Origin of the sequence: Scytonema hankhaensis NUACC26 (assembly GCF_045865695.1) — a bacterium.
GTDB lineage: Bacteria > Cyanobacteriota > Cyanobacteriia > Cyanobacteriales > Nostocaceae > Scytonema.
Genome location: NZ_BAACAP010000249.1, coordinates 41,545 through 63,923 on the forward strand (window position 1 = coordinate 41,545; position 22,379 = coordinate 63,923).

The window sequence follows — 22,379 nt, forward strand, 5'->3', positions numbered from 1 at the left end:
TGAAATCATATTCTACCGCACGTTCCCGTCTCATTAAGACGCATAATTAATCTTAGTTTGTCAGGATGTTTTTCACCAGCTCTTTTTCTAGCAACGGTTTCATCCGGAGCGATGAAATAATCACCACTGATTGGCTCTATAATGATAAACCAATCGTAATGGTTTTTTATTAACTCGGGTTGAACCCTATCAAAAACTAGACGACACCGCTTAGCAAATACTTCATCTTCCTCTTTACGTCTTGCTATCTCTTCTGGAGATAATTGACGTTCTGGAAATATTCTTCCCCGCCGTGGAGTGCGGTTACTAGATAATTGAGTCATGGTGTGTTTATTTTTTACTGTTCCTCATAACTATAGACTAGCAATTTCATGCAATAAGCACAGTCAAAACAAAATATAGGACGGGCGAGGACGCCCATCCCACAAGATGGTTAATTTATTTTGCTTTTTCCAAATTGGAATGCTCCCTTACAAATTCCCTGTTTGTAAATTTCTGCTCTTTGCAACTGGTGGAGTAATTTCTTTAGCAACTTCATCTTGAGGCAAAAATCGCCCTTGAATACCGTAGCTAAATAAGCCCATATACTCAGAAAACAAAAGTAGTGCTGTTTTACTCGAAGATAACTCACTTGGTACGGGGCTAACGTGTGGAGTGACTTCAAAACCCATACTCTGAAAGGTTAGTAACGATCGCAACATATGAGGCGGGTCGGTTACTAACAAAATTTTCTTGACTCCTCGTGGTTGCAATTCTGATGCGGTCAGGAGTGCATTTTCTCTAGTTGTCTCAGAACAATTCTCTTCGCTTAATGCGGAATCAGGAATACCTTTTTCTTTAAGTTGCTCGACAATTTCCGAACCATCACCTGCACCACTAGCAAAAATAACAGGTGCGCGACCCGCTTGCCAAAGTTCGGCTGCAACTTCCACTCGCGACTTTCTAAAAGGTTTCCCCCGCCCTAGTATCACAATTGCATCGACAGTGGTACCAGAGTCAGGGGGTATAAAAGCAACTAATCCTTTTTTTGCAACTGCAAGAGTGAGTGGAAAAGTGGCGCTAAAGTATAGAACGAGTAACAATGCTCCCACACCACTAATGACACGTTTCCAACGCAGTCGGGGAATGATCCAAGGTAACAAAACGAGAAATAAGAGTGGCAATACGACAACAACAGGGGTTGTCAACCATTGAGCAAGCGTTGCTTTCAAACCAAGCCACTGACTTACAGAGCGATACCTTCGGTAAGTTTCACTAACGCACGTAGCTAAATTGAACATGGAGTTAACCCATTATATTGTCAATACACTCTTTACTTTTTGTCATATTAGCGAAAATTTCGCTTTTGATGTGTTATTTACAAGCCACTCAAGATTTCTCCCACCTTAAGTATGAGTTATCCGTAAGGGCGTGGATAATGGGGGATCGTGTGTAGCGTGTGTAGCAATCATTTGGAGAATTGGTATTACTCGCGTTCCGCTCTAAAATTCCACTCCTACTTGTAGGGTGGGTGCTCACCATTGACCGAGCGTTGGTGGGCAGTGCCCACCCTACTGTTTAGGTAATCATAGGAGGGGGAAGGGAGTAATTAAATATACAAACAATTACAAATTTTATATTTCTTTACAAAAAAGAATCTTAGTGAGTTCTAAGACATCTCCAAAAATCCGACTGGAATTGTCAAGACTTACCTAAATCCTCACTTTTCTGACTTATTAATTAAAGACTTGATGAACTTGCTTTCTTTTCCTACTTCACAAAGTATAAGTGTTATTGGTTGTCTGTTCTGTTTGTTTTTAGTTGACATAGAAAGCAAATATGGTTATAACAGTTAAAGAAAATTAACATAATCCCAAAGGATAAAGATGAAAAGGTTAGAAAAATTAGCTTTTTTAGTCATTCTTCCAGGTTGCTTTTACTAAGATTTTTCTATTCAAGTCATATGAGAAAGTTGAAATATTTCTTCTAGCTTTCTATTTGCACTTCTGTCAGTTTCTACTTTCTAGCAACCAGAAACTGAATAAACATTAGTTATTTTTCTATCATAAGGAGATATTGAAATGGGACTTAGTGATGGTCTTGACAACCCAAATAAAAAGGATAGGGTTGTAGCTGACTGTACAAAATTGTTGGACGAACAAGTGGCTTCTATGGGAGGCGTTTCTGGGCTAGCTTTGAAAGCTGGTTATGCTGCTGTTAAAGGAATTGCGCCCACGTATTGCACAACTGCTATTGAACGACTTCTACCGCAATCTTTTACAGCACTCGACCCTATTTGGAATGAGGGCGTACAAACAGGAGATCCAGTTGCACATCTAGTTCAAAATCGTTCTCGTACCGCAGATGCGTTGCTTAGCGTTACAGATGAAAGAATCTCAAAAAGCAACAACACAACTGTGAAAGGTGTATATACCAAACTCCGTAACTCAGCTAAGAAGCATGTGGAGGAAGCTGTACCGGGTCTAGCCAAGGTCATTGATAACTATACGAAGAATTAAGTCTTTGCGACTAGAAGTCGCGACTATACAAGTAAAACTCCACTTTAACCAACCAACAGGAGGTTAAAGTGGGGATTTTCTTTTGTGCAAGAAATTGCCCTCATCCCCAACTCGTCTCCTCAGCAATGCCGAAAAATCGCTACTTTTAATGTAGAGTCCACCACACAGTTGTCAAGTTTTTATAAGTCACAATATTTAATAAAGGCTGAAACTGCAATGGTTGTATGAGATTCGCGACAGTGATTCTAATTTCCGAGTCTTCACAAAATCTTCATTTTTTCTGCCTATTTTACTAAGTAAATAAATCCAGGAAGCTAACAGCAAAAATATTTAATTGAACTTTTATTGTAGAAAATTTAATTATGCGAAAATCTTAGCTGTTACATCATATCGATCTGTCATCAAACAATTTTTAAATCTATCATCGAAGGAAAAAACATGTTCACCACAGGCGCAGGGGATCTTTTTCACACCGTACAATCAGATATCCAGACAGAAGCTGCTCATATGGCTAGTTTGGTGTTTCCAGAAACCCTGTTTCAGATCTACTCGCAACTTATTGGAAAAGATTGTGCAGCTTTAGTACTGCCAAAAACTCAATTTGAGTTGTTATCTCCAAAAATAGGAAGTGAGAATTTATCGCTGACTTTTAAAGGCAAGCGTTCCTCTAAGAACTTTAGAGTGATGTTTTTTCCAAAAATCAAGACTTTGATTTTATCTGGTTACTATTCACAAGGAATGGCTCACTTAATTTATATTCCTGGAAATAATTTTAATTGGTTAAATGGTATGGGGTATAGGATTACGTCACCTGATGGTATTGGAGAGAAGTTTGAGTTATTGGCTACTAAGTTTTACCCGTTTTTACTAGAGTTTTTTTTAGGATAAGTCATAAGATTTTGGATTGCTGTCTTGTGGTACGGGCCGAAAAGCCCATCATACCACTACAATTTGCTCGAGTCGATTTATCGCCACATCTGCACCTTTAACATTCTCCGACTTCCCATTCCAGGTGATGCCAATGCAACCGGCTGCTTTGGCATTACGTGCCATTTGCATATCACCTACAGAATCTCCCACCATCAGTGTCGCACTAGGTTCGACTCCCAAAGCTTGACATGCCCGTACAAATAGAATGGGGTCTGGTTTACTCGGTCCCTCATCAACTCCTATTGTCACTTGAATAAAGTCGCTTAATTGATGATTTTGTACGAAACTACGAACTTCATGAGTTGTCGCTGCTGAAAGAATACCAAGTTTCAACCCTGCTTGGGACAAAGACTGAAGAACTTCCAAAGTCCCAGCAAACAGAGGTGAAGGTGTTTGGCTAACGTACTTCTCGGCTTCATCCAACGCTTTACGGGATATTGCCAACGACTCAAACCATCCCCGCCCAGTTTCTGCAATGTAAGCCGCCGCCGCCGTCTCTGTTTCTCGACGACTAGCTACCGCCATTAAACCTGCTGGATCTAAGGTATCACCACTAACACCAAATGCCATTAACAGTGGTTCTCCAATACCAGGAATTTGTGCGTCTATTATCCTTGCGCCTTTCTGTGCAAGGGCGCGTAAATAAGCATCTGAATCTTCTAGAGTCCCGTTTTTGTCAAACAGAATCGCCTGGATATTGGAAAAAGTGACGCTTTTACATTGTACTGTTACCAAAATAAATCTCCTAGCATTCGCCTTTGGCGCAAGCCGTACCCGGCTTATCGCATGACTATAACTTTTCTTATTACCATCGTGAAAACAAACCTTCTCAGTCTGTTACTATATCAAAATTTCGGTAACTATAATATATAGCGCTTCCTAGTCTGCTAAGGTAAAGATTCATCAGCGTTCGTCTGCGTTCATCTGCGGTTAATTCATTATTATTCTGTACCTTACGAAATCTCCCTTTCCAACCCCCAACTCTCCGAGGTAACGATGCCATCATTTCAAGCTGAACCAGAAAACTTTCTTGAATTGCTGCAAATTGTCCGTGATGGTGCGGAAATCAGCTTGAAGTCTGGGGAATATAAGGGACCGTTCACTATCGAAAAATCCCTGACTCTTCGCGGTACAGGTGCAGAGACTGTAATTTTTGCCGTTGATGAACCAGCATTGGTAGTGCAAGTTCCTGGGGTGCGACTGGAAAATTTAGCGATCGCTCGCACTGTTGGTGGAGACAAGGGAGAGATAGCCCTCTCAGCAACAAAAGAAACAGCCCCAATTTGTCAATCTGTTAGGTTGACTGGAATTGCACCTCACGTGACATGGGATCGGGCGAATTGGGATGTTCCCGCCGTGTTGGACTTTGGAGAAATAGAAAGCGATCGCCAAATCGAACGTTCTTGGACAGTACAATTAGGGACACCGTGTAAAATTGTCTCTGATGTTAGTTGGTTGAGAGTACAAGATTCTCACTTATCTCCAGGTGTGCAGGATTTGTGCTTAATACTGGATGCACGAGATATTCCTACCGGAACGATTCTCTCAGGTTCTTTGTCTATTGAAGCAGTAGATGGCAATAGAGTTGTTCGGATTTCTGCTGTCGTTAAAGCAGATCGATCGACTCATGTAGAAGCTATATATACAAGAAACAATAATTCCAAAAATATTGTTCGAGAACTGGTCATACCATCAAAAAAACAGCTACAAGTTTGGAATGCATTTTTAGAAGTAGAAGAACGTATAGCTCAATCTCGCCAATTTTGCGTACCTTTTCAAAATCATAACTATGGTGGAAATATCAGACGAGTGACTTTTGAAATCGATGCAGATGCAGCAACTCTTGATGGTTCTTCTACAAATAAGTTGGATGAAAATGACTTTTGGCAACGTGCTAAAAAAGCCCGGAATGAAGATGTATTATTATTTGATTCCTCGCCTCAATATAGTAACAAACGAGACGGAGAAAAATTGGGGATAATTGCAGATATCGATTTTGAAGAAAGTAAAATCCGTATTAGGTTAGATTCCGATTTTGTAGAACGTTTAAATCGGGGACGCTTCCAACTTCCTCGGAAAGGATTTTTATATTTTGAAGCTGCGGGTGACTTACATCAAATCAATCAAAAGAAAAAGGCTTTAGATAACTTGCGACAAGGGCGATCGCAAAATCATCTATTAGGTCAATTCTTATTTGATGCTTCCAAAGCTAAGCAACCATCAAAAATCATTAAACTAAAACCTCAAGATTTATTAAAACGAGATGCAAATCCCGATCAAATAGCTGCAGTTGAAGCGGTACTTTCTGCACCCGATATGGTTTTGATTCAAGGACCTCCTGGAACGGGTAAAACTACAGTTATTGCTGAAATTTGCTATCAAGTTGCTTTGCGAGGTGGAAAGACACTGATTGCATCTCAAGCCAATTTAGCAGTCGATAATGCTTTGAGTCGATTAGTTCACAGCCCTGTTATCCGTGCTTTGCGGAAGGGAAAAGCTGAAAAAGTGCAAGAAGAAGGACAGCCTTTTTTAGAAGATAATGCGATCGGAACATGGCTGCAAAATACGGCTAACGATTGCGAAAATAATCTCACAAAACGTCAAGAAAACGTACAAATTTATCAAAATCTATTACAATCATCATCAAGATTTGCTAAATATCTTAAAGTTGAAGAAGAGTTTCAGGAATCACAAAAACAATTACAAGCAGAAAGGACAAATTTAGAATCAGCCTACACACAATATGATACCATTTACAAACAAAGATTAGATACTATAACTGAAGTTCAATCTTTCAAAGCAAGATTAGACCATATTCTTCAAAGCACACCCCATATTGATTGGGATAGTCCAGAAGTTGCCAACTTTTTACCACTGTTAAAACCCTATACAAATGGCAACCAATCTGTTGAAAACTTTGTTACCAATGTCCGCACAGCCCTAACTAAAGTTGCTGCATTAGGTTTTACTCGTCCCAACCGTGGTGCTTTTGGATTGGCAGTTTGGTTGCAAGAAACTGTAGCAACAGTCATATCAGAATTTGAGATAGTTGCCAATGACGCTCGAAATGCAGCCCAATATATGCAAGAAGTATCTGAATCAGTAAAATTTTTTAAGAAAAGATCTGATGCTTTTCAACAGTTACAAAGAGATTACCAGCAAAGCTTGACAAAACAGCAGAATATAGAAACAAAACTAAAAAACTTATTAAGTCGGAAAAGTGAATTAGATTTTGTCATCAATGCAGTCAAAGAATGGAAATTAACGGCAACTACTAGATTGTATCAACTCTTAGACAATTGCCGTCAAACAGGTTCGCTATTAACTGATGAACTGATTCAACTACCAGCAGGATTGTGGATGATTGCTCGAACCTTAAATTTACCACTTGTTCCTCAAAATTATAAGGTTAATAAAATCGATCATCTTCCCAATTGGGTACAGTTGAAAAATGCTTTATCTTACGAGGTAGAAGGTGGTTTTGTCGATCGACGAGGTAAGCAGCACCGATTTAGCGAATTTTTCTACCAAAGTTTAAGTCAAACTCCCATGGTTCTGTCAGCAAATTACCATCAACAATGGCAAGAACTCGCTAAAAAATATAAAAATTATGCATATATTGCCTCAAATCAACGTCCTCTTCTCATTGAGAATACACAGCATTTTCTCAATCAAATGCAACAGATGTATGGCGTATCTTGGGAACCAAGGAATATCGAGGTAACTCTTAACTATCTTGTAAAAGAACTCTTAGAAAATATCCTTGTTAATGCTCGTCAATGTGTTTTATCAGTTAAAACAGAAACAGACAAACAAATTCAGTATTGGCAACAGCAGCTAGGAGAAATTCAGAAAGTTACAGCAACCCAACAGCAAAAAATATCTGCTGCTCAACATCAGTTTGAAATAGCTCAGCAAGAGGGAGATTTAAAGCTCAACAAAGTTACAAATCTTTTGCAGAAATTGACTCATCACCAAAATCTTCCAGAAAAATTGAGGATTCTTACAGAACATTATCTAATGGAGCGATCGTCCATTTGGGAAAAACCAAAACAGTTTTTAACACAAGTAGAATCTTGGGAACCTTCTACAAAAGAGTTAAAACCTTTGATTGCTGCGTTAGATCCTTTTGCTGTTCTTCAAATTATCAAAACTTGTTTGGAGGAGCATCGGGTTAAGTCAGAAGCAGAATGCGAAACTGCAAAACTTCAGATAGAAGAATTACAAAACAAACTTAATGAATTGGATCGAAAAGCTCAATCGCAAATTCCAGAAGATTTAATTCACGAACGCCAGTGGTGGGAGAAAGCATGGCAAAGTTTACCCAAGCAATACAAACCTGATATACCATCTACAAGTTTGTTTACTTTAAAGTTTTTACATCAAGTCAAAGCACAATTTGACTCATGGCAAAGAGAACTAGATAAAGAAGAAAGTTATCTCAAACGCTATCAAAATTTTGTGCAAGATTGGATAGGTAAACTCCGCAATCCCTCTCCTCAAGATCGCAATGCTTTGAAAGAGATCTATATAAATAATGCGAACGTGATTGGTATCACTTGCGTTCAAGCAGCAAGAGGAGATTTTTCTAAAGAATTTCCCAGTTTTGATGTTGTCATTGTTGATGAAGTTAGTAAATGCACGCCTCCAGAATTATTAATTCCGGCTTTAAAAGGCGAAAAAATAGTTTTGGTGGGCGATCATCGACAGTTACCGCCTTTGCTACATGAAGAGACGATAGATGATATAGCGGAAGAACTGAAGATGACAAAAGATGAACTCAGTTTTGTCAAAGAATCTTTGTTCAAAATGCAGTTTGAAGCTGCTCATCCAAGTATCAAGCAAATGCTCACAATTCAATATCGCATGCATCCCCAAATTATGGGTGCTATTAATCAGTTTTACCAGCATCGATTAACTTGCGGTCTCCCAGAACCAGATACGAAACGCGCTCATTATTTAGAAAGTCCAATTATTCAAGAGAATAATCACATTCTTTGGGTGAAAACACCAGTGGAACAAGGTTTTGCAGAACAAAGAGAGGGGACTTCTCGGTTTAATACGCGAGAAGTCGATATTATTGAAAAGCTATGCGAACAAATGGAGAGAGCATGGTTTCCAAAAGTGGCTGATGGTCAACTTCAAAAGGAAGTGGGAATTATTACTTTCTATAGCGCTCAGTTGAGAGCGATTAAGGATAGAATTGAAACTGATAAGTTTCCGTCTTTAAATATTCGGACTGGTACTGTTGATATTTTTCAAGGTATGGAACGACCTGTGATTATTGTGAGTACAGTCTGTAATAATAACAGAAAGGATATTGGATTTGCTAAGGAACCGGAACGGGTTAACGTGGCTTTTTCTCGCGCTCAAGAATTACTTGTGATTGTTGGGTGTCACGATTTATTTACTCAGAAAGTCGGTCAGGTGGGGAATATGTATCAGGAGGTTTCTAAGGTGGTGCGTCGTTATGGAGGGTTTGTTGATGTTTCTGATGTTCTGTCTTTAAATGGGTGAAGTCAGGATATTTAAGAGTTTAGGAACCGCAGATGAACGCTGATGCACGCGGATGAATTTGTATCTCGTTTTAATACTTACTTTATTAAGTTTAGTAATCCTATAATAAGGATTCTAAGTACATCTTGATAAGCTATGGCGAGTTCTCTAATACTACCTGACCAACAGACTATTCACCGCATGGTAAGCCGCTATCCAGAAATCGATGTTCCCTCGGTTGAGGCTTGCTTAGCATTTCTGGATACTTCTACTGCTTTCTACAATGCCGTAGATAACTATCTTGCCCACTACCGATTGTCTAGGGGAAAATTTACACTACTCATGCAGTTAGTTGAAGCAGATGAAAACGGACTACTACCGTCTGAATTTGCAGAACGGGCGGGTGTAACTCGTGCGTCGGTGACGAGTTTGCTGGATGGACTCGAACGTGACAAGCTCATCGTCCGTCAGCCTCATCCAATAGATCGCAGAATGCTAACCATTCACATGACTGACAAAGGAAGAGAACTGATGAATACAATCCTGCCCCAGCATTTTGTTTGGATTAAGGAATGGATGGAGAATCTGAGCCATCGCGAGCAGCAAACCTTGATCGAACTGCTGGCAAAACTGCGTTCAGGCATTGACCTCTCAGAAAAATTGTAATTATCGGGTAATCTGTACTGCCAATGTTTGGTATAGTAGTTAGAAATCTAACTATCAGGTTCCTAACAAATAGAAAAACTGGTTACTTTCTGGGTATATTGCCTCTAGGAGTCTTTGGTTTGCAGGCGTACTGGCAATAGTGCTGGTAACGCTCGCCAACTTGAAAACTACCAATAGCGACGTACACTCCGCCAACGCAATGGTTCAATTGCTGAATGCTTTTGTGATTCTTACAAATAAACCTTGGAGGCTCAATCAAATGTCCATCGCGACTGTTGATTCACAACCGAATCCCTTAATGCAAATTTTGCAGATGATGAACGGGTTTTGGATGACGCAATGTATTGGTGTCGCTGCTCAACTCGGTGTTGCCGATCGTCTCATTGAAGGCGCTAAAAGCGTTGAAACTCTAGCCGAATCGATGAATGTCGATGCACAGTCACTCTACCGATTGCTTCGAGCTTTGGCAAGCGTCGGGATCTTCTTGGAATCAGAACCCAGACAGTTTCAATTGACTCCAATGGCAGATTATCTTCGTAGTGATGTACCGAATTCTATTCAAGGATTAGCGATTTGGTCAGGTGGTGAACCAACGCATTGGCAGATGTGGGGAAACTTGCTTTACAGCGTGAGAACGGGTAAGCCAGCATTTGAGCAGGTCACAGGAATGCCATTTTTTGCTTACACAGGTCAAAATCCTGAATTTGCGGCAATCTTTGACCAAGCAATGACTAGCGCAAGTGCGATCTTCAATCCAGCGATCGTTCACGCCTATGATTTTTCATCAATCAATACGCTGGTAGATATCGGAGGCGGACAAGGCACATTCCTAGCGGCTATTTTACAAGCAAATCCACATCTCAATGGAATTGTTTACGACTTGCCACAGGTGACTGAAGGCGCAAAATCTTACATGGAAAAACTCGGTTTGCAGAATCGTTGTCAAGCGATTGGCGGCAATTTTCTAGAATCAGTTCCAGAAGGCGGTGATGCTTATATCTTGAAAAACACGTTAACCAATTGGGATGATAAACACGCAATTCAAATTCTGCAAAACTGTTACTGCGTTATGCCTCAAGGAGCAAAGCTCTTGATGGTGCAGAGTGTGATTGAGCCTGGTAATCAATCCAATCTAGGAAAGTTTACTGATTTAGAGATGCTGTTGGTCACTTCTGGAGGGCGCGAACGGTCAGCAACAGAGTTTGAGCAAGTCCTCAACGCCGTTGGTTTGCAATTAGCTCGAATTATACCCACTCAATGTCCATCCAGCCTGATTGAGGCAATTAAACCTTAGTCGCCTGAATGAGGCGATCGCTCTATTCGATTCCATTGCCTGTAATGTGAAATAATTGATGTTTGGGTCTTCTCACTTGGTCAAAAACTTTAAGGTTCTTTAATGCTAAAGCTTTACCATCATCCAATTTCACCGAATTCCCGTCGTGTCTGGATTACCCTCATGGAAAAAGGAATCTCGTTTGAAGAAGTGGAAGTCAATCTGGATGGCGAACAGTTTAAACCAGAGTTTTTAGCGATTAACCCTTTTCACCGAATTCCTGCTTTGGTGGATGATGGTTTTAAGATGGTGGAATCTTTGGCAATATTGGATTATTTAGAGGCAAAGTATCCTACACCTGCTATGTTACCCACTGATACGAAGGATCTGGGAATTGTACGGATGGTGCAACTGGCTACGGTGCATGAATTAATGCCTGCTATAATCCCATTGACTCCCGTGATGTTTGACTTACCGGGAGCAAATCCAGAAAAAGTTGAGCATTCAAAACAGAAAATCTTAACAGTACTGAAGTTTTTTGAGGGTTTGCTCGATAATCGACCTTTTTTTGGCAGTGAAAGTATAACTCTTGCCGAACCTGTAGCTGGTACTATAGTACCGTGGTTGCCTGGGGGTGGTATTTCTCTGAGTGAATATCCAAAACTGAGTGCTTGGTGCGATCGCTTAACTGCACGTCCGGCGTGGCAAAAAACCCAAACTCCAGAAATCTTAGCAGCGATAAGATCTCGCGTAGCCGCAATGATGGCAAAGCAATCTTGGTTGTAGGGTCTTCACACATGAGGGCGATATTAATTATTTAGTGCGATCGCCTCAATGACCTCAGCCGTTGCACGTTATTTGTGTACCGAGCTTTTTGTTGATGCAATTGCTGTCAGAGACCGTGGCTTGCTTGGTGCAAAAGACTATCAAGTTTTAGAATACGCTTTTAATGAAGAGCGTATAATCATAACAGCAAATGTTCGTGATTTTGAAAAGTTTGCTCGTACTACTGAAATCCATGCTGGTATTGTATTTATTTGCCAGGGAGATTTATCGCGAAACGAGCAAATTACTGTTAACAGTAATTCTTCACAAAAGCTTTTGCCTGAAAGCAAAACCCGCACCCATAATAACTAGTAAACCTAATACAGCTGATGTAGAAGTAGGTCTCGGAAGCGATCGCGCAATAGGAACTTGACGAATCGTGAAAGATTGGTACAAATTCTCGCCATTAAAATCGTCAGGAACATCGACTGAAAATGTAAAATCAACAGATTCACCAGGCGCAACAGAACCTCCAGACGCTAGAAGACGGTAAGAGCCATCTCGATCGAGTTTTGTAAATTTGGATGAGGTGGGTGGTTCATCAGTACCAGAAACGCTAAAATCGAAATTCGGAATTGCAAATCCAGGTGGAACAAGAATTAACTCAGGCGATCCGAAGTTATCATTCACTCCAAATCCAATTTGAAAGGTAAAACCATCCCAGATAGAGCTTGTATTATTGACAACTGTTTGAGTGAAGAAATACTCTGTTATCCCTCCTGATGGTTCAACGAATACTTGAGTATCAACTGAGTCATTAGTTTTAAAGGTTATGGGAGTACAAGAAGAACCAGGAAACTTAACGATCTGATTGGGGCTTGGGGCTACACTGTTGTCATTATTTGGGTATGGCGTAACCACAGTGGTTTGAACTTGAGCACAAAAGACATCACCAAGACCAAGCCCAGTGGGTGGACTGATACTAGTAATAGTACGCGCTTGTGCAACTTCGCTAAAACATAGAAAAATCGCTAAGATAGTTCCGAGGATTGTGGTGATTCGTGTCATTTTTCATTCAGGGCGATCGGCAATGAGCGCACTCTATGTACAAGTGCTCTCAAGTATATCAGTATAATTTGGTCTTTATAATTTATCGGGGCGGCTTGAGGAATTTACGCAAAAAGCCGGCATCAATTTAGTGAAGTGACTGACAAATGACCGCCCTATCTCATCTCCTACCAATTTTTTTACCTGTAAGAAACGGATAGCGGACGCTTAATGAATTAAACTAGTTAATCGTAATGTAGTTTTGTTAAGCTTTTGGACAAGGTAATCATGGCTACCAGACTTTCAATAGCAGCAACAGTACCAACCATAGCTCCTGAACGGTCTAGTCAAGTTACTTACAAGCCATATCCAAATTATAAAGTGATAGTCTTGAATGATGACTTTAATACATTCCAGCACGTTCACGACTGTTTGGTGAAGTATATTCCTGGTATGACTAGCGATCGCGCTTGGGAACTGACTAACCAAGTGCATTACGAAGGTCAAGCCATTGTTTGGGTGGGTCCGCAAGAACCAGCTGAACTTTATCACCAACAGCTGCGTCGTGCTGGATTAACGATGGCACCTCTTGAAGCAGCGTAAAAACAATGACTAAACCCTCTGAGGGCAGGCTTGTCTGGAATCACTCAACCCACATCAGCGGTCTCATCCCAATTTTAGAACGTCTGATCCAACAGAACGGCATTCAAACTGTAACGCCTGGGGTAATTGGGCGAGTGAAAGGTCACTGTCCTCATTTACAATTGCGTGTATCTGTACCAATTCGGGGTGGCTTTAAGGCGATCGCACGTCATGGTAAAACCGTGCAAGAAGTATTTATTCTAACAAACTTAGATAAAGAGCAACTTGAAGAAGCGATTTCAGTTGCGATGAGAAAATAGTCATTAGTCCTTTGTCCGTTGTCCTTTGTCCTTTGTTATTCAAATGACCAATGACAAATGACCAATGACAAATGACAAATAACTACTCCTGAACATGACGCATTGCCAGTTTGTGGAGTGGTAAACTGACAATGCAAGAAAATGTTAAGAAATATGACAGGGCTGCTGCGATTCTCAAAGTCATCATGACTGTCTCCCAATCAGGTAAAACAACTTTCTCGATCGCAAAAGCAACGCAGTAAACCAGCCAGTACGAAAAGCTCATTCTAAACAAAACTTTCTCTGTTTCTTCTGCTTCATCGTTATTTTGCTTGCGTTCCCACAGTAAAAGCAGACCAACAATACAAGCTACAAAGGAAACGGCAACTACAGAATCGTGACAGATGAAACTTAATGATTGCATTGGTATGTATCCCGTAAAAAATCCACTGGAGATTAGTCTAAAGGAATAGTCTTTTAGGATATGCAAATAGTAACAAACTGAAATAGATGACTAGCTTTTTTGTAAACAAATAAAAAGAATTTTAAATTATTAATGATTTGTCACTTTGGGAACGAAAGACAATCTTTATTTATCCCTTCAGCTTCACCTCGTTCCCAAGCTCTGCTCACCTCATTCCCAGGCTCTGTTCACCTCGTTCCCAGGCTCTGCCTGGGAATGACTTCCACGAGGCTCCGCCTCTCGTACTTAATAAACCATAATGTGGTGGGTGTCCTCGCCTCTTATTCAGAACGGGCAGAAATGCCCATTGTACAAGAAAATGCTTTTGTATGTGTACTTAAAAAGTGCGAGGCTCCGCCTCAGTGTATGCATTCCCAGGCAGAGCCTGGGAACGAAAGAAAGACGGTATTAGGTGAACAATGCCTACTTATTGTTTTAATTATTTTACAATTTTACGCAAATATACTTAAGGTTTATAAATATATCAAAAACTAAAATATTCTTGCCATTCCGTAAGATTTAAACCAACGGTTTGCATTACAGAGCAAAGAGCAACAATTAGAAGCAGACCAAATGGGCTATCTCACCTCTATCCGTGCGGGTTTTGAACCAGAAGGATGTTTGCGTGCTCTGGATATTCTTGCCAAAACTCCAGAATTTGAGACCGCGATTCCACCTACAGCAATAAGAATAGAGTCCTTGAAAGATTTCATCACAAAAAACCCTCCTCAGACGTTAACACAGGAGGGAGAAGCGCGAATTTCTGCAACACAACCTTTAACCTACGACTTGCCTAAAAACGGGGAGTCACTCAAAATTAACTCTCGTCACGGTGCTTCAGTTGCAGATGATATTGATGCAAAGTTTGGGAAATGATAGGGGTTAGGGGTTAGTAGGGGCGCAAGGCGTTGCGCCCGTACAGTAGTAAACAACTAACCACTAACAACGAACAATTACAAAGAACAACTCAATTCACCCGCTTTTTGGGTAAAGCGGATGTTTTCCCGATAGTCTACGCGACAATCTATGACAGCTGGTACATCTTGAGCAAGGGCGTCTTTGAGCATGGGAACTAAATCTGTAGCGGCTTCCACTCGGTAGCCTTTGAGTCCCATACTTTCTGCAAATTTGACAAAATCGGGATTACCAAAATGGACAAAGGATGAACGTCCTTTACCAAAGTGGTTTTCTTGCTTCCACTCAATTAATCCATAACCACCATCGTTAAAAATTAGGGTGACAAAAGGTGTCCCAACACGTAAAGCTGTTTCTAGTTCCTGGCAGTTCATCATAAAGCCACCATCCCCTGTGGCTGCAACAACTTTGCGATCTCGATAGACGAGTTTTGCTGCTAATGCACCGGGAATAGCAATTCCCATTGCGGCAAAGCCATTGGAAATAATACAGGTATTGGGGCTGTAGCAGTGGTAATGGCGGGCAATCCACATTTTGTGTGCGCCTACATCAGAAATAACAATGTCTTCTGGTCCCATGACTTGCCGCAAATCGTAAATGAGCTTTTGTGGCTTGATGGGGAATGCATCATCATTGGCATACTGTTCGTAATCAGCACGAATATTTGCCCGCAAGCTAATAGCGTAAGGGTTGGGTTTTGCTTGCCGATCTGCAACTTTTAATATCTCTAAAAGCGAATCTGAAATATCTCCTACAACTTCTACTTTAGGAATATAACTGCTATCAATTTCTGCAGGAGTTGTTGCAATATGAATAATGGGAACTTTGCCTTCGGGATTCCATTTTTTTGGAGAAAATTCAATTAAATCGTAACCAATGGCAATGACTAAATCGGTGTTAGAAAACCCACAGGTAATAAAATCTCGCTGTTGCAATCCTACTGCCCACAATGCTAGAGGATGGGTGTAAGGAATAATGCCTTTACCCATGAATGTATTGGCAACGGGAATATTTAATTGGGTAGCGAATTGCGTGACTGCATCACTGGCTTGGGCGCGGATAGCCCCATTTCCTACAAGAATTATGGGGTTAACGGCTTGAGAAATGACTGCTGCTGCTGCTCTAATACTGGCAAAAGATGCAAAGGTTTTTTCTATTTTGTCTTTTTGCAATGGTTTACCATCTGCAGGCATGGCAGCTATATTTTCTGGTAAGTCAATATGTACTGCGCCCGGTTTTTCACTTTGCGATCGCTTAAAGGCTTTTCGTACAAGTTCTGGGGTGATACTTGGTCTGACAATCTGTTTATTCCATTTTGTCACAGGGGCAAACATAGCTACCAAATCAAGGTATTGATGGGATTCGATGTGCATTCTATCTGTTCCCACTTGTCCTGTGATAGCTACCAATGGTGCGCCATCAAGGTTAGCATCTGCCACTCCTGTCATTAAATTTGTCGCCCCAGGTCCGAGGGTAGAAAGGCACACGCCAGCTTTTCCTGTCAAACGTCCGTAAACATCTGCCATAAAAGCCGCACCCTGTTCGTGACGAGTGGTAATAAATTGAATTGAAGAGTGTTTCAAGGCTTCTAGAACGTGCAGGTTTTCTTCTCCAGGGAGTCCGAAAACATATTCTACACCTTCATTTTCCAAGCATTGTACCAGTAGTTCAGCCGTGTTCATTTAATTTCCTCAGTAGTTAGTGGTTAGTGGTTGGTGGTTAGTGGCTGGTGGTTAGTGGTTAGTGGTTCGTGATTCGCTCCTACTAACAACTAACAACTAACAACTAACTTTTCCCAATCCAAAATCCAAAATCCAAAATCACTTAACCCATACAGTTTTAACATTGACAAACTCGTGAATGCCTTGGATACTCAGTTCTCTGCCATATCCGGAACGCTTAATGCCACCAAAGGGTAAGCGCGGGTCAGATTTTACCATTCCGTTGATAAATACCGAACCTGCTTCGATTTCTTCAGCAAGACGATCGCGTTCTTCGGCGTTAGTTGTCCATGCACTGGCTCCCAAGCCAAAGGGTGTGGAATTTGCTAGTTTAATTGCAGCATCAATATCCGCAACACGAAATAGCATTGCGACAGGACCGAAAAACTCTTCCTTTGCCATTGGATTTTCTGGAGAAATCTCCGTGAGAATCGTTGGAGGATAGTAATTACCGGGTCTATCTGATACAGGATGCCCTCCTATGAGAAGTTTTGCACCATTCTTAACACAAGCATGCACTTGCTCGTCTAAATCCTTAAGAATATCGGGGGTGGCTAGGGGTCCCAAGTCGGTTTCTGAGTCCATGGGGTCGCCCACTTTCAAGGCTTGGAATTTTTCTAGCAGCAACTTTTCAAACTTATCTGCGACAGTTTCAGCAACTATAAAGCGTTTGGCTGCAATACAAGATTGCCCGTTATTCAGCATTCTTGCGGAAGTGGCTGTAGTAGCGGCTGCTTCTAGATCTGCACTTTCTAAAACAATAAACGGGTCGCTCCCTCCCAATTCCAAAACAGTTTTTTTAATTTGCGTTCCAGATGCGGCTGCTAAACTGGCTCCTGCTGGTTCGCTTCCTGTGAGTGTGGCGGCTTTGATGCGATCGTCTGCCATTAAGGAAGCTACCTTGCTAGCACCAATCAACAGAGTTTGAAAAACTCCTTCGGGAAAACCTGCTCGTCGGATAATTTCTTCTATAGCTAAAGCGCATTGAGGAACGTTAGAAGCGTGTTTCAGTAATCCTACATTTCCTGCCATTAAAGCAGGTGCTGCAAATCTGAAGACTTGCCAGAAGGGAAAATTCCAAGGCATGACAGCAAGAACGATGCCTAATGGTTGATAGCGAACAAAACTATGGCTGGCATCTGTTTTGACACTCACATCACCCAGGAATTGGGCAGCGTGTTCTGCATAGTAGCGACAGACAGCAGCACATTTTTCTACTTCTGCGATCGCTGCTTTAAAAGGCTTGCCCATCTCTAGAGTCATTAGCTTAGCATATTCTGCTTTTTCTTGTTCCAGAATATCGGCAGCTTTCTGCAACCAAGATGCTCGCTCTGAAAAACTAGTCTTTCGATACTGCTCAAAAGCCTGTTGTGCCAAATCGAGTTTTGTAGCGATTTCGGTATCGTTTAACGGCTCAAAAGTTTTGAGCAATTCCCCTGTTGCGGGATTAATGGTGGCAATAGCCATAACCTAACCTCCCGTTAAAAAGTTACTTAAGGTAGCACCGCATTGTTACACATATTAATTACGGTCTTACTAAATAATTTTAGTCTTTTTATAAATGCTCGTTCTACTTATATTAAAATTTTGCAATTTTATTTGAAATAAATTATACGTTAATAATATGTATTTATGCTTAAATAGTTATAAATTTGAGGATATAAAAAAGTGGGGCAATTTTTAAACTTCTCAAAAAGGTTCGGTGTTGCGCTATGGCGAAGTAGCCATGTTCCTCCCTCGACGCTTGAGACTGGCTAATCTCCAGCGCGTCATGCTTTAAAAGCGGACTTAAACTCTTACAAGTAACATAGAATAAACAGTTCTATGCTGAGTCTGGTGAAGTCAGTTAACCGAATTACTTCGATTCACTATGAATTGCTTCGTTTTGTCTACTCTGATACACTTTAACCAATCGATTAATGCCTTTAAAGCGATAATCTCCCATTTCATGAAAATAAGAAGGATCTGAAAGCAAACTATAAGTAGCCTCACTGATAACGCATTCGCCAGGAGGACAAACTCCTTCCATACGGGCAGCTAAATTAATAGTTGCTCCTAATGCAGTATACTCAACTCTCTGAGAACTACCAACATCTCCCACCACTGCTTTGCCACTATTGATTGCTATCCGCAATTGAAGTGGTTCTTCCCAAAAATTCTGAGTATTGAGCTTTTCCAGACGAGTCAGCATTCCCATAGCAGCCGCCACAGCGCGATTGGCATGATCTGGCTGTGGTTCGGGTGCGCCAAAAAATGCCATAATACAATCGCCAATATACTTATCCAAAGTGCCACCGAAGGCAAACACTTCTTGTAGCATTTCTTCAAATAAATAATTCAGTAGTTCGGCAATATTAGTTGGCGATAACCGTTCTGAAAGGGCAGTAAATCCTACTAAATCCGCAAATAAAATACTAATTTCGCTGTCTTGTGGCGGTAAACGACCGCCAGGTAAAACTCCTACAGATATCAACTGCTGCACAACAGCCGGAGAATGATATCTTTCTAATCTTTGGCGAAGTACCGCTTCACTTTTGAGTTTCTCTGCTAATAACCAGCGCTGTACGCTAGAAGCGACAAGATTTGCTAAAGCTGAAAAAAACCTGAGTTCTTCCTCACCTTCTTGCGTCCAATGGTGTGATGAAAGATGGGCGTCAGCGTAGAGAACTCCAACGACTTTATTCTCATCCCATAACGGCACTGCCATAGCGCTACGAATGCCTTTTACTAAAATACTATTTTCTCCAGCAAACCGTTCATCATTTTGAGCATCAGCTGTTTGAATGGCAACTTTTTCTTCAAAAACCTTTTGGCAAATACTGCGACTAATCCAATCACTATCAGTTAATAAATATTCCTGTTGGGAAAAATCTCTTGTTGCTGCATTCATCAATTCCAACTTACCACTCCCGCTTACATCAATTAGGAGTGCCAATCGGTCTATACTATTAAGATAACGAAAAACAACTTCCTGAACTTGAGAGAAAATCTCTTGTATGGATGCTGCAGCAGAAAGATTCTTTGCTATGTCCACTAAGTCTTTCAAACGGGCAATAGTTTTGTCTTTGTTGGCAATGTCGCTGTCATCGATATCAGCGAGCAACCATTGCTCTTGCAATTGTTTAACGTTACGAAGAATAGTTCTTCCTTGAGCGGTTGCACCTACTTCCTGCTTGAATGTTGTTAGTTTTACCGGAGTTAGTAGAACTACTAGACTCACATCTCCCAACCAAATGATGTCGCCACTACATATTGGTTGGGCAGATGTCACCAGATGTTCGTTTAATTGAGTTCCATTTTTACTGCCTAAATCCTCAACAGTCCACGTACCGGAAGGAGTTTTAGTCAATCGGGCATGAAAACGGGAAACTCCTCCAGAAGCTATACAGAGATCGCATTGAGGTAAGCGACCTATTGTAAATGTATCTTGATGCACCGTTATCATTTTTTCGGAAGTTCCCTCTTGCAGGCGCAGTTTCAGTTCTGTCATGACTCTATAAATCCATCTGGGATGGGGAAATTAATATATTATTTAATAGGTGACTCGGCTACCAGTTGTCAGTTATTACTGTTTCAGCGGTGGCTGAGAGAGGGCTTAGCCCCTCATCCTTATCTTTATGGCACTGTCCATAGCAATCCGACAAGTGTAAAAGCAACCAGAATTTGCAAGAACCTCATTAAGTATTTACATTTTTTTTATCTTTACTGTATCTTCAAGGAATAGCATAAAGGAATCATAAATGATTTGTGAAACTTTTTAAGTACTGTAGTATTGTATGGTGGACAATGCCTACCGCATGATTTTATCGGTTGGCAATGCCCACCCTACCTAGCTCTCAAAAATTAAGTAGGAGTCCTATAAGAAAGAACCCGTTGTTATGGTAGTTTATCGCTGTACACTTTTACGCATTATTCACCCTAGCATCTTTTGAGAGAGACTCCGTTCTCAAATCTCAGTAAAAATACGTCGGTTAATTTCCGGAATGAGAAGTCAGAAAATTGAGGAAATAGTAAATGTTTGATATTACTCCCTTTATGCTAGAAGTTTACCTAAACAAGTAGGGTGGGCAATGCACACAATTAGATATTGGTGTGCATTGCCCACCCTACAAGAATTGGTAATTTTAGAGTGGGAAAGGAGTAGTTCTCGATCGCGATCGGTTCAATGAGGATAACTTATGAAACAAGGCAAGAAATTTTTTCAAAAATTGACTCCTTTTGGTAAGGGCATTTTTACAAAAGATTTTTTCATGGTTTTTGGTAGTATAATCGTGGTGCTATTAGCTACACTTTATCCCTTCAATTTTTCTTTACCCTATAATTTTTCAATACGAAATATCTCCAGTCAATTTGAAAGTACAAGCAATTTTACAGACCAAGTAAATAACATTATATTATTTATTCCCTTGGGATTCAGTCTCAGTAGTTCTTTACAAAAAAGAAAAATTCCATTAATAGGAAAGATATTACTCGTGTTCTTAGGAAGTGCGGGATTATCGCTGACAGTTGAACTGTTACAGTTATTTTTACCTTCTAGAGAACCCACGCCAGCCGATATCATTAATAATACTATTAGTGGATTAGTCGGATTACTCTGTTTTTATCTGTGTCATTCTCAAAATTTTGATAGTATCTTAACTAGTATAGAAAATAGTACTTTAGGACGCTCTACACAAAAAATAACATTGTTTTTTAGCGGTTATATATTACTAGTATTTGCTGTCTCAACTATCTGGTTAGGAACCACAAATTTAAGTGGATGGAATCTAAATTATCCCTTAATAATTGGTAACGAAAAAACAGGAAATAGACCTTGGCAAGGATATATCTCTAAAATTTATATTGCAGATAGAGCTATTTCAAAGAACGAAGTAGAAAAAGTTTTTGCTGAAGAAAATTATTTCCATACTATGGGAAATTCTTTACTAACTTCTTACAAATTTACCGAACAGTGTTGTCAGCCAGAAGAACCTGCAAAAAGTCCCAAGTTACTAAAGAAAAAACTTTGGTGGGAACAGTTATCGGAGAATCAGCAAGGTCAAGGAGTGTTTTTAAGTCCGGGTAATTGGTTGGAAACGGCAAAACCTGTCACTTCTTTAAACCAAAGAATTCGTGAAACCTCTGAATTAACGATAAGCACGACTGTTGCAAGTTCTGACACACAGCAAACTGGTCCTGCTCGCATTATCTCAATTTCCAATGGACCGCTTCGTCGCAATTTCACCTTGGGACAGGAGGGAACCGCTTTGGATTTAAGAATTAGAACTTCTCTAACAGGAGAAAATGGTTCGGAATTAAAGATGAGAGTCCCCAGTATTTTTACAGACACTAATACTCATCATATAGTGCTTGCGTATTCCAAAGGTATCCTCCAAGTCTACATTGACAATTCAACGCATTTTCATTCTTTCCGTTTATTGAACTTAATACCAAAAGAACAGCAACTTTTTTACTATGCTATCACCTTTATTCCTATGGGAATTTGTTTGACTATTCTTATCGTGCTAGCTAAAAGAAAAATATTTCTTTATCGGTTTTTTATTTTCGGTGGAATCCTATTACCGTCTTTAATACTAGAAAGTATTTTGGTGAGTGAAAACGGTAAGAATATCAGCCTTAGAAATTTTTTACTGGGTATATTCTTTACCACAAGCACTATGCTAGTGTTAAGGTTACGTGCTTTGATGGTATTGAAAAAAACAGCCGTATAGATTCCCGGAAGGT

General features: G+C 40.4%; 19 protein-coding genes. 11 read left to right on the top strand and 8 right to left on the bottom strand.

Going from position 1 to position 22,379, the window contains the following annotated elements:
* Positions 1–5: 5 nt before the first annotated feature.
* Both ACKTT2_RS46225 and ACKTT2_RS46230 read right to left on the bottom strand, forming a co-directional pair.
* Positions 6–323: a hypothetical protein gene (locus ACKTT2_RS46225; protein ID WP_407899436.1), complete on the bottom strand. Its 318-nt coding sequence runs from the start codon at positions 321–323 to the stop codon at positions 6–8.
* A 147-nt stretch (positions 324–470) separates the two neighbouring features.
* Positions 471–1,280, bottom strand: coding sequence for a YdcF family protein (locus tag ACKTT2_RS46230; protein ID WP_407899438.1), 810 nt, complete (start codon positions 1,278–1,280; stop codon positions 471–473).
* A 780-nt stretch (positions 1,281–2,060) separates the two neighbouring features.
* Between ACKTT2_RS46230 and ACKTT2_RS46235 the strand changes: the two genes are divergently transcribed.
* Complete coding sequence (locus ACKTT2_RS46235; protein ID WP_407899440.1) at positions 2,061–2,498, top strand: DUF6918 family protein; 438 nt, start codon at positions 2,061–2,063, stop codon at positions 2,496–2,498.
* Positions 2,499–2,936: 438 nt separating this feature from the next.
* Positions 2,937–3,386, top strand: coding sequence for a hypothetical protein (locus ACKTT2_RS46240; RefSeq protein WP_407899443.1), 450 nt, complete (start codon positions 2,937–2,939; stop codon positions 3,384–3,386).
* A 48-nt stretch (positions 3,387–3,434) separates the two neighbouring features.
* Here ACKTT2_RS46240 and ACKTT2_RS46245 read toward each other — a convergent pair whose 3' ends face one another.
* Positions 3,435–4,163: an HAD family hydrolase gene (locus tag ACKTT2_RS46245; RefSeq protein ID WP_407899445.1), complete on the bottom strand. Its 729-nt coding sequence runs from the start codon at positions 4,161–4,163 to the stop codon at positions 3,435–3,437.
* Positions 4,164–4,424: 261 nt separating this feature from the next.
* Here ACKTT2_RS46245 and ACKTT2_RS46250 point away from each other — a divergent pair, with 261 nt between their 5' ends.
* The 5 genes from ACKTT2_RS46250 (at position 4,425) to ACKTT2_RS46270 (ending at position 12,000) form a co-directional block, all read left to right on the top strand.
* Positions 4,425–8,945 carry an AAA domain-containing protein gene (locus tag ACKTT2_RS46250; RefSeq protein WP_407899447.1) on the top strand — a complete coding sequence of 1,507 codons (4,521 nt, stop codon included), beginning with the start codon at positions 4,425–4,427 and terminating at the stop codon, positions 8,943–8,945.
* Between the two features lie 135 nt (positions 8,946–9,080).
* Positions 9,081–9,590, top strand: a complete 510-nt coding sequence (locus ACKTT2_RS46255; RefSeq protein ID WP_407899449.1) for a MarR family winged helix-turn-helix transcriptional regulator — start codon at positions 9,081–9,083, stop codon at positions 9,588–9,590.
* Between the two features lie 259 nt (positions 9,591–9,849).
* A complete protein-coding gene (locus ACKTT2_RS46260) occupies positions 9,850–10,884 on the top strand; it encodes a methyltransferase (protein WP_407899452.1) in 1,035 nt (344 codons plus the stop codon).
* 102 nt (positions 10,885–10,986) lie between these two features.
* A complete protein-coding gene (locus ACKTT2_RS46265) occupies positions 10,987–11,649 on the top strand; it encodes a glutathione S-transferase family protein (RefSeq protein ID WP_407899454.1) in 663 nt (220 codons plus the stop codon).
* Positions 11,650–11,697: 48 nt separating this feature from the next.
* On the top strand, positions 11,698–12,000 hold the full coding sequence (locus tag ACKTT2_RS46270) for a DUF5615 family PIN-like protein (RefSeq protein WP_407899456.1): 303 nt from the start codon (positions 11,698–11,700) through the stop codon (positions 11,998–12,000).
* Here the strand turns inward: ACKTT2_RS46270 and ACKTT2_RS46275 are convergent.
* On the bottom strand, positions 11,953–12,696 hold the full coding sequence (locus tag ACKTT2_RS46275) for a PEP-CTERM sorting domain-containing protein (RefSeq protein WP_407899458.1): 744 nt from the start codon (positions 12,694–12,696) through the stop codon (positions 11,953–11,955). The genes ACKTT2_RS46270 and ACKTT2_RS46275 overlap by 48 nt on opposite strands.
* A 267-nt stretch (positions 12,697–12,963) precedes the next feature.
* On the opposite strand from ACKTT2_RS46275, the gene clpS reads away from it, so the two are divergent.
* Positions 12,964–13,278, top strand: a complete 315-nt coding sequence (gene clpS, locus ACKTT2_RS46280) for an ATP-dependent Clp protease adapter ClpS (RefSeq protein WP_407899460.1) — start codon at positions 12,964–12,966, stop codon at positions 13,276–13,278.
* 5 nt (positions 13,279–13,283) lie between these two features.
* Positions 13,284–13,577 (top strand): DUF2103 domain-containing protein, encoded by a 294-nt coding sequence (locus ACKTT2_RS46285; protein WP_407899462.1) that lies wholly within the window; start codon positions 13,284–13,286, stop codon positions 13,575–13,577.
* 82 nt (positions 13,578–13,659) lie between these two features.
* Here ACKTT2_RS46285 and ACKTT2_RS46290 read toward each other — a convergent pair whose 3' ends face one another.
* The gene (locus ACKTT2_RS46290; RefSeq protein WP_407899464.1) at positions 13,660–13,980 is read right to left on the bottom strand and encodes a hypothetical protein; all 321 of its coding nucleotides are present in this window, start codon (positions 13,978–13,980) and stop codon (positions 13,660–13,662) included.
* Positions 13,981–14,592: 612 nt separating this feature from the next.
* On the opposite strand from ACKTT2_RS46290, the gene ACKTT2_RS46295 reads away from it, so the two are divergent.
* Positions 14,593–14,895 (top strand): hypothetical protein, encoded by a 303-nt coding sequence (locus tag ACKTT2_RS46295; RefSeq protein ID WP_407899466.1) that lies wholly within the window; start codon positions 14,593–14,595, stop codon positions 14,893–14,895.
* Between the two features lie 77 nt (positions 14,896–14,972).
* Here the strand turns inward: ACKTT2_RS46295 and ACKTT2_RS46300 are convergent, their stop codons facing one another.
* The 3 genes from ACKTT2_RS46300 to ACKTT2_RS46310 all read right to left on the bottom strand — a co-directional run bounded on the left by ACKTT2_RS46300 (position 14,973) and on the right by ACKTT2_RS46310 (position 20,145).
* The gene (locus ACKTT2_RS46300; protein ID WP_407899469.1) at positions 14,973–16,616 is read right to left on the bottom strand and encodes an acetolactate synthase large subunit; all 1,644 of its coding nucleotides are present in this window, start codon (positions 16,614–16,616) and stop codon (positions 14,973–14,975) included.
* A 138-nt stretch (positions 16,617–16,754) separates the two neighbouring features.
* The gene (locus tag ACKTT2_RS46305) at positions 16,755–18,122 is read right to left on the bottom strand and encodes an NAD-dependent succinate-semialdehyde dehydrogenase (protein WP_407899471.1); all 1,368 of its coding nucleotides are present in this window, start codon (positions 18,120–18,122) and stop codon (positions 16,755–16,757) included.
* 388 nt (positions 18,123–18,510) lie between these two features.
* On the bottom strand, positions 18,511–20,145 hold the full coding sequence (locus ACKTT2_RS46310; RefSeq protein WP_407899473.1) for an adenylate/guanylate cyclase domain-containing protein: 1,635 nt from the start codon (positions 20,143–20,145) through the stop codon (positions 18,511–18,513).
* 688 nt (positions 20,146–20,833) lie between these two features.
* Between ACKTT2_RS46310 and ACKTT2_RS46315 the strand changes: the two genes are divergently transcribed.
* Entirely contained in the window at positions 20,834–22,366 is a 1,533-nt protein-coding gene (locus ACKTT2_RS46315) for a VanZ family protein (RefSeq protein ID WP_407899475.1), read from the top strand.
* Positions 22,367–22,379: the final 13 nt, after the last annotated feature.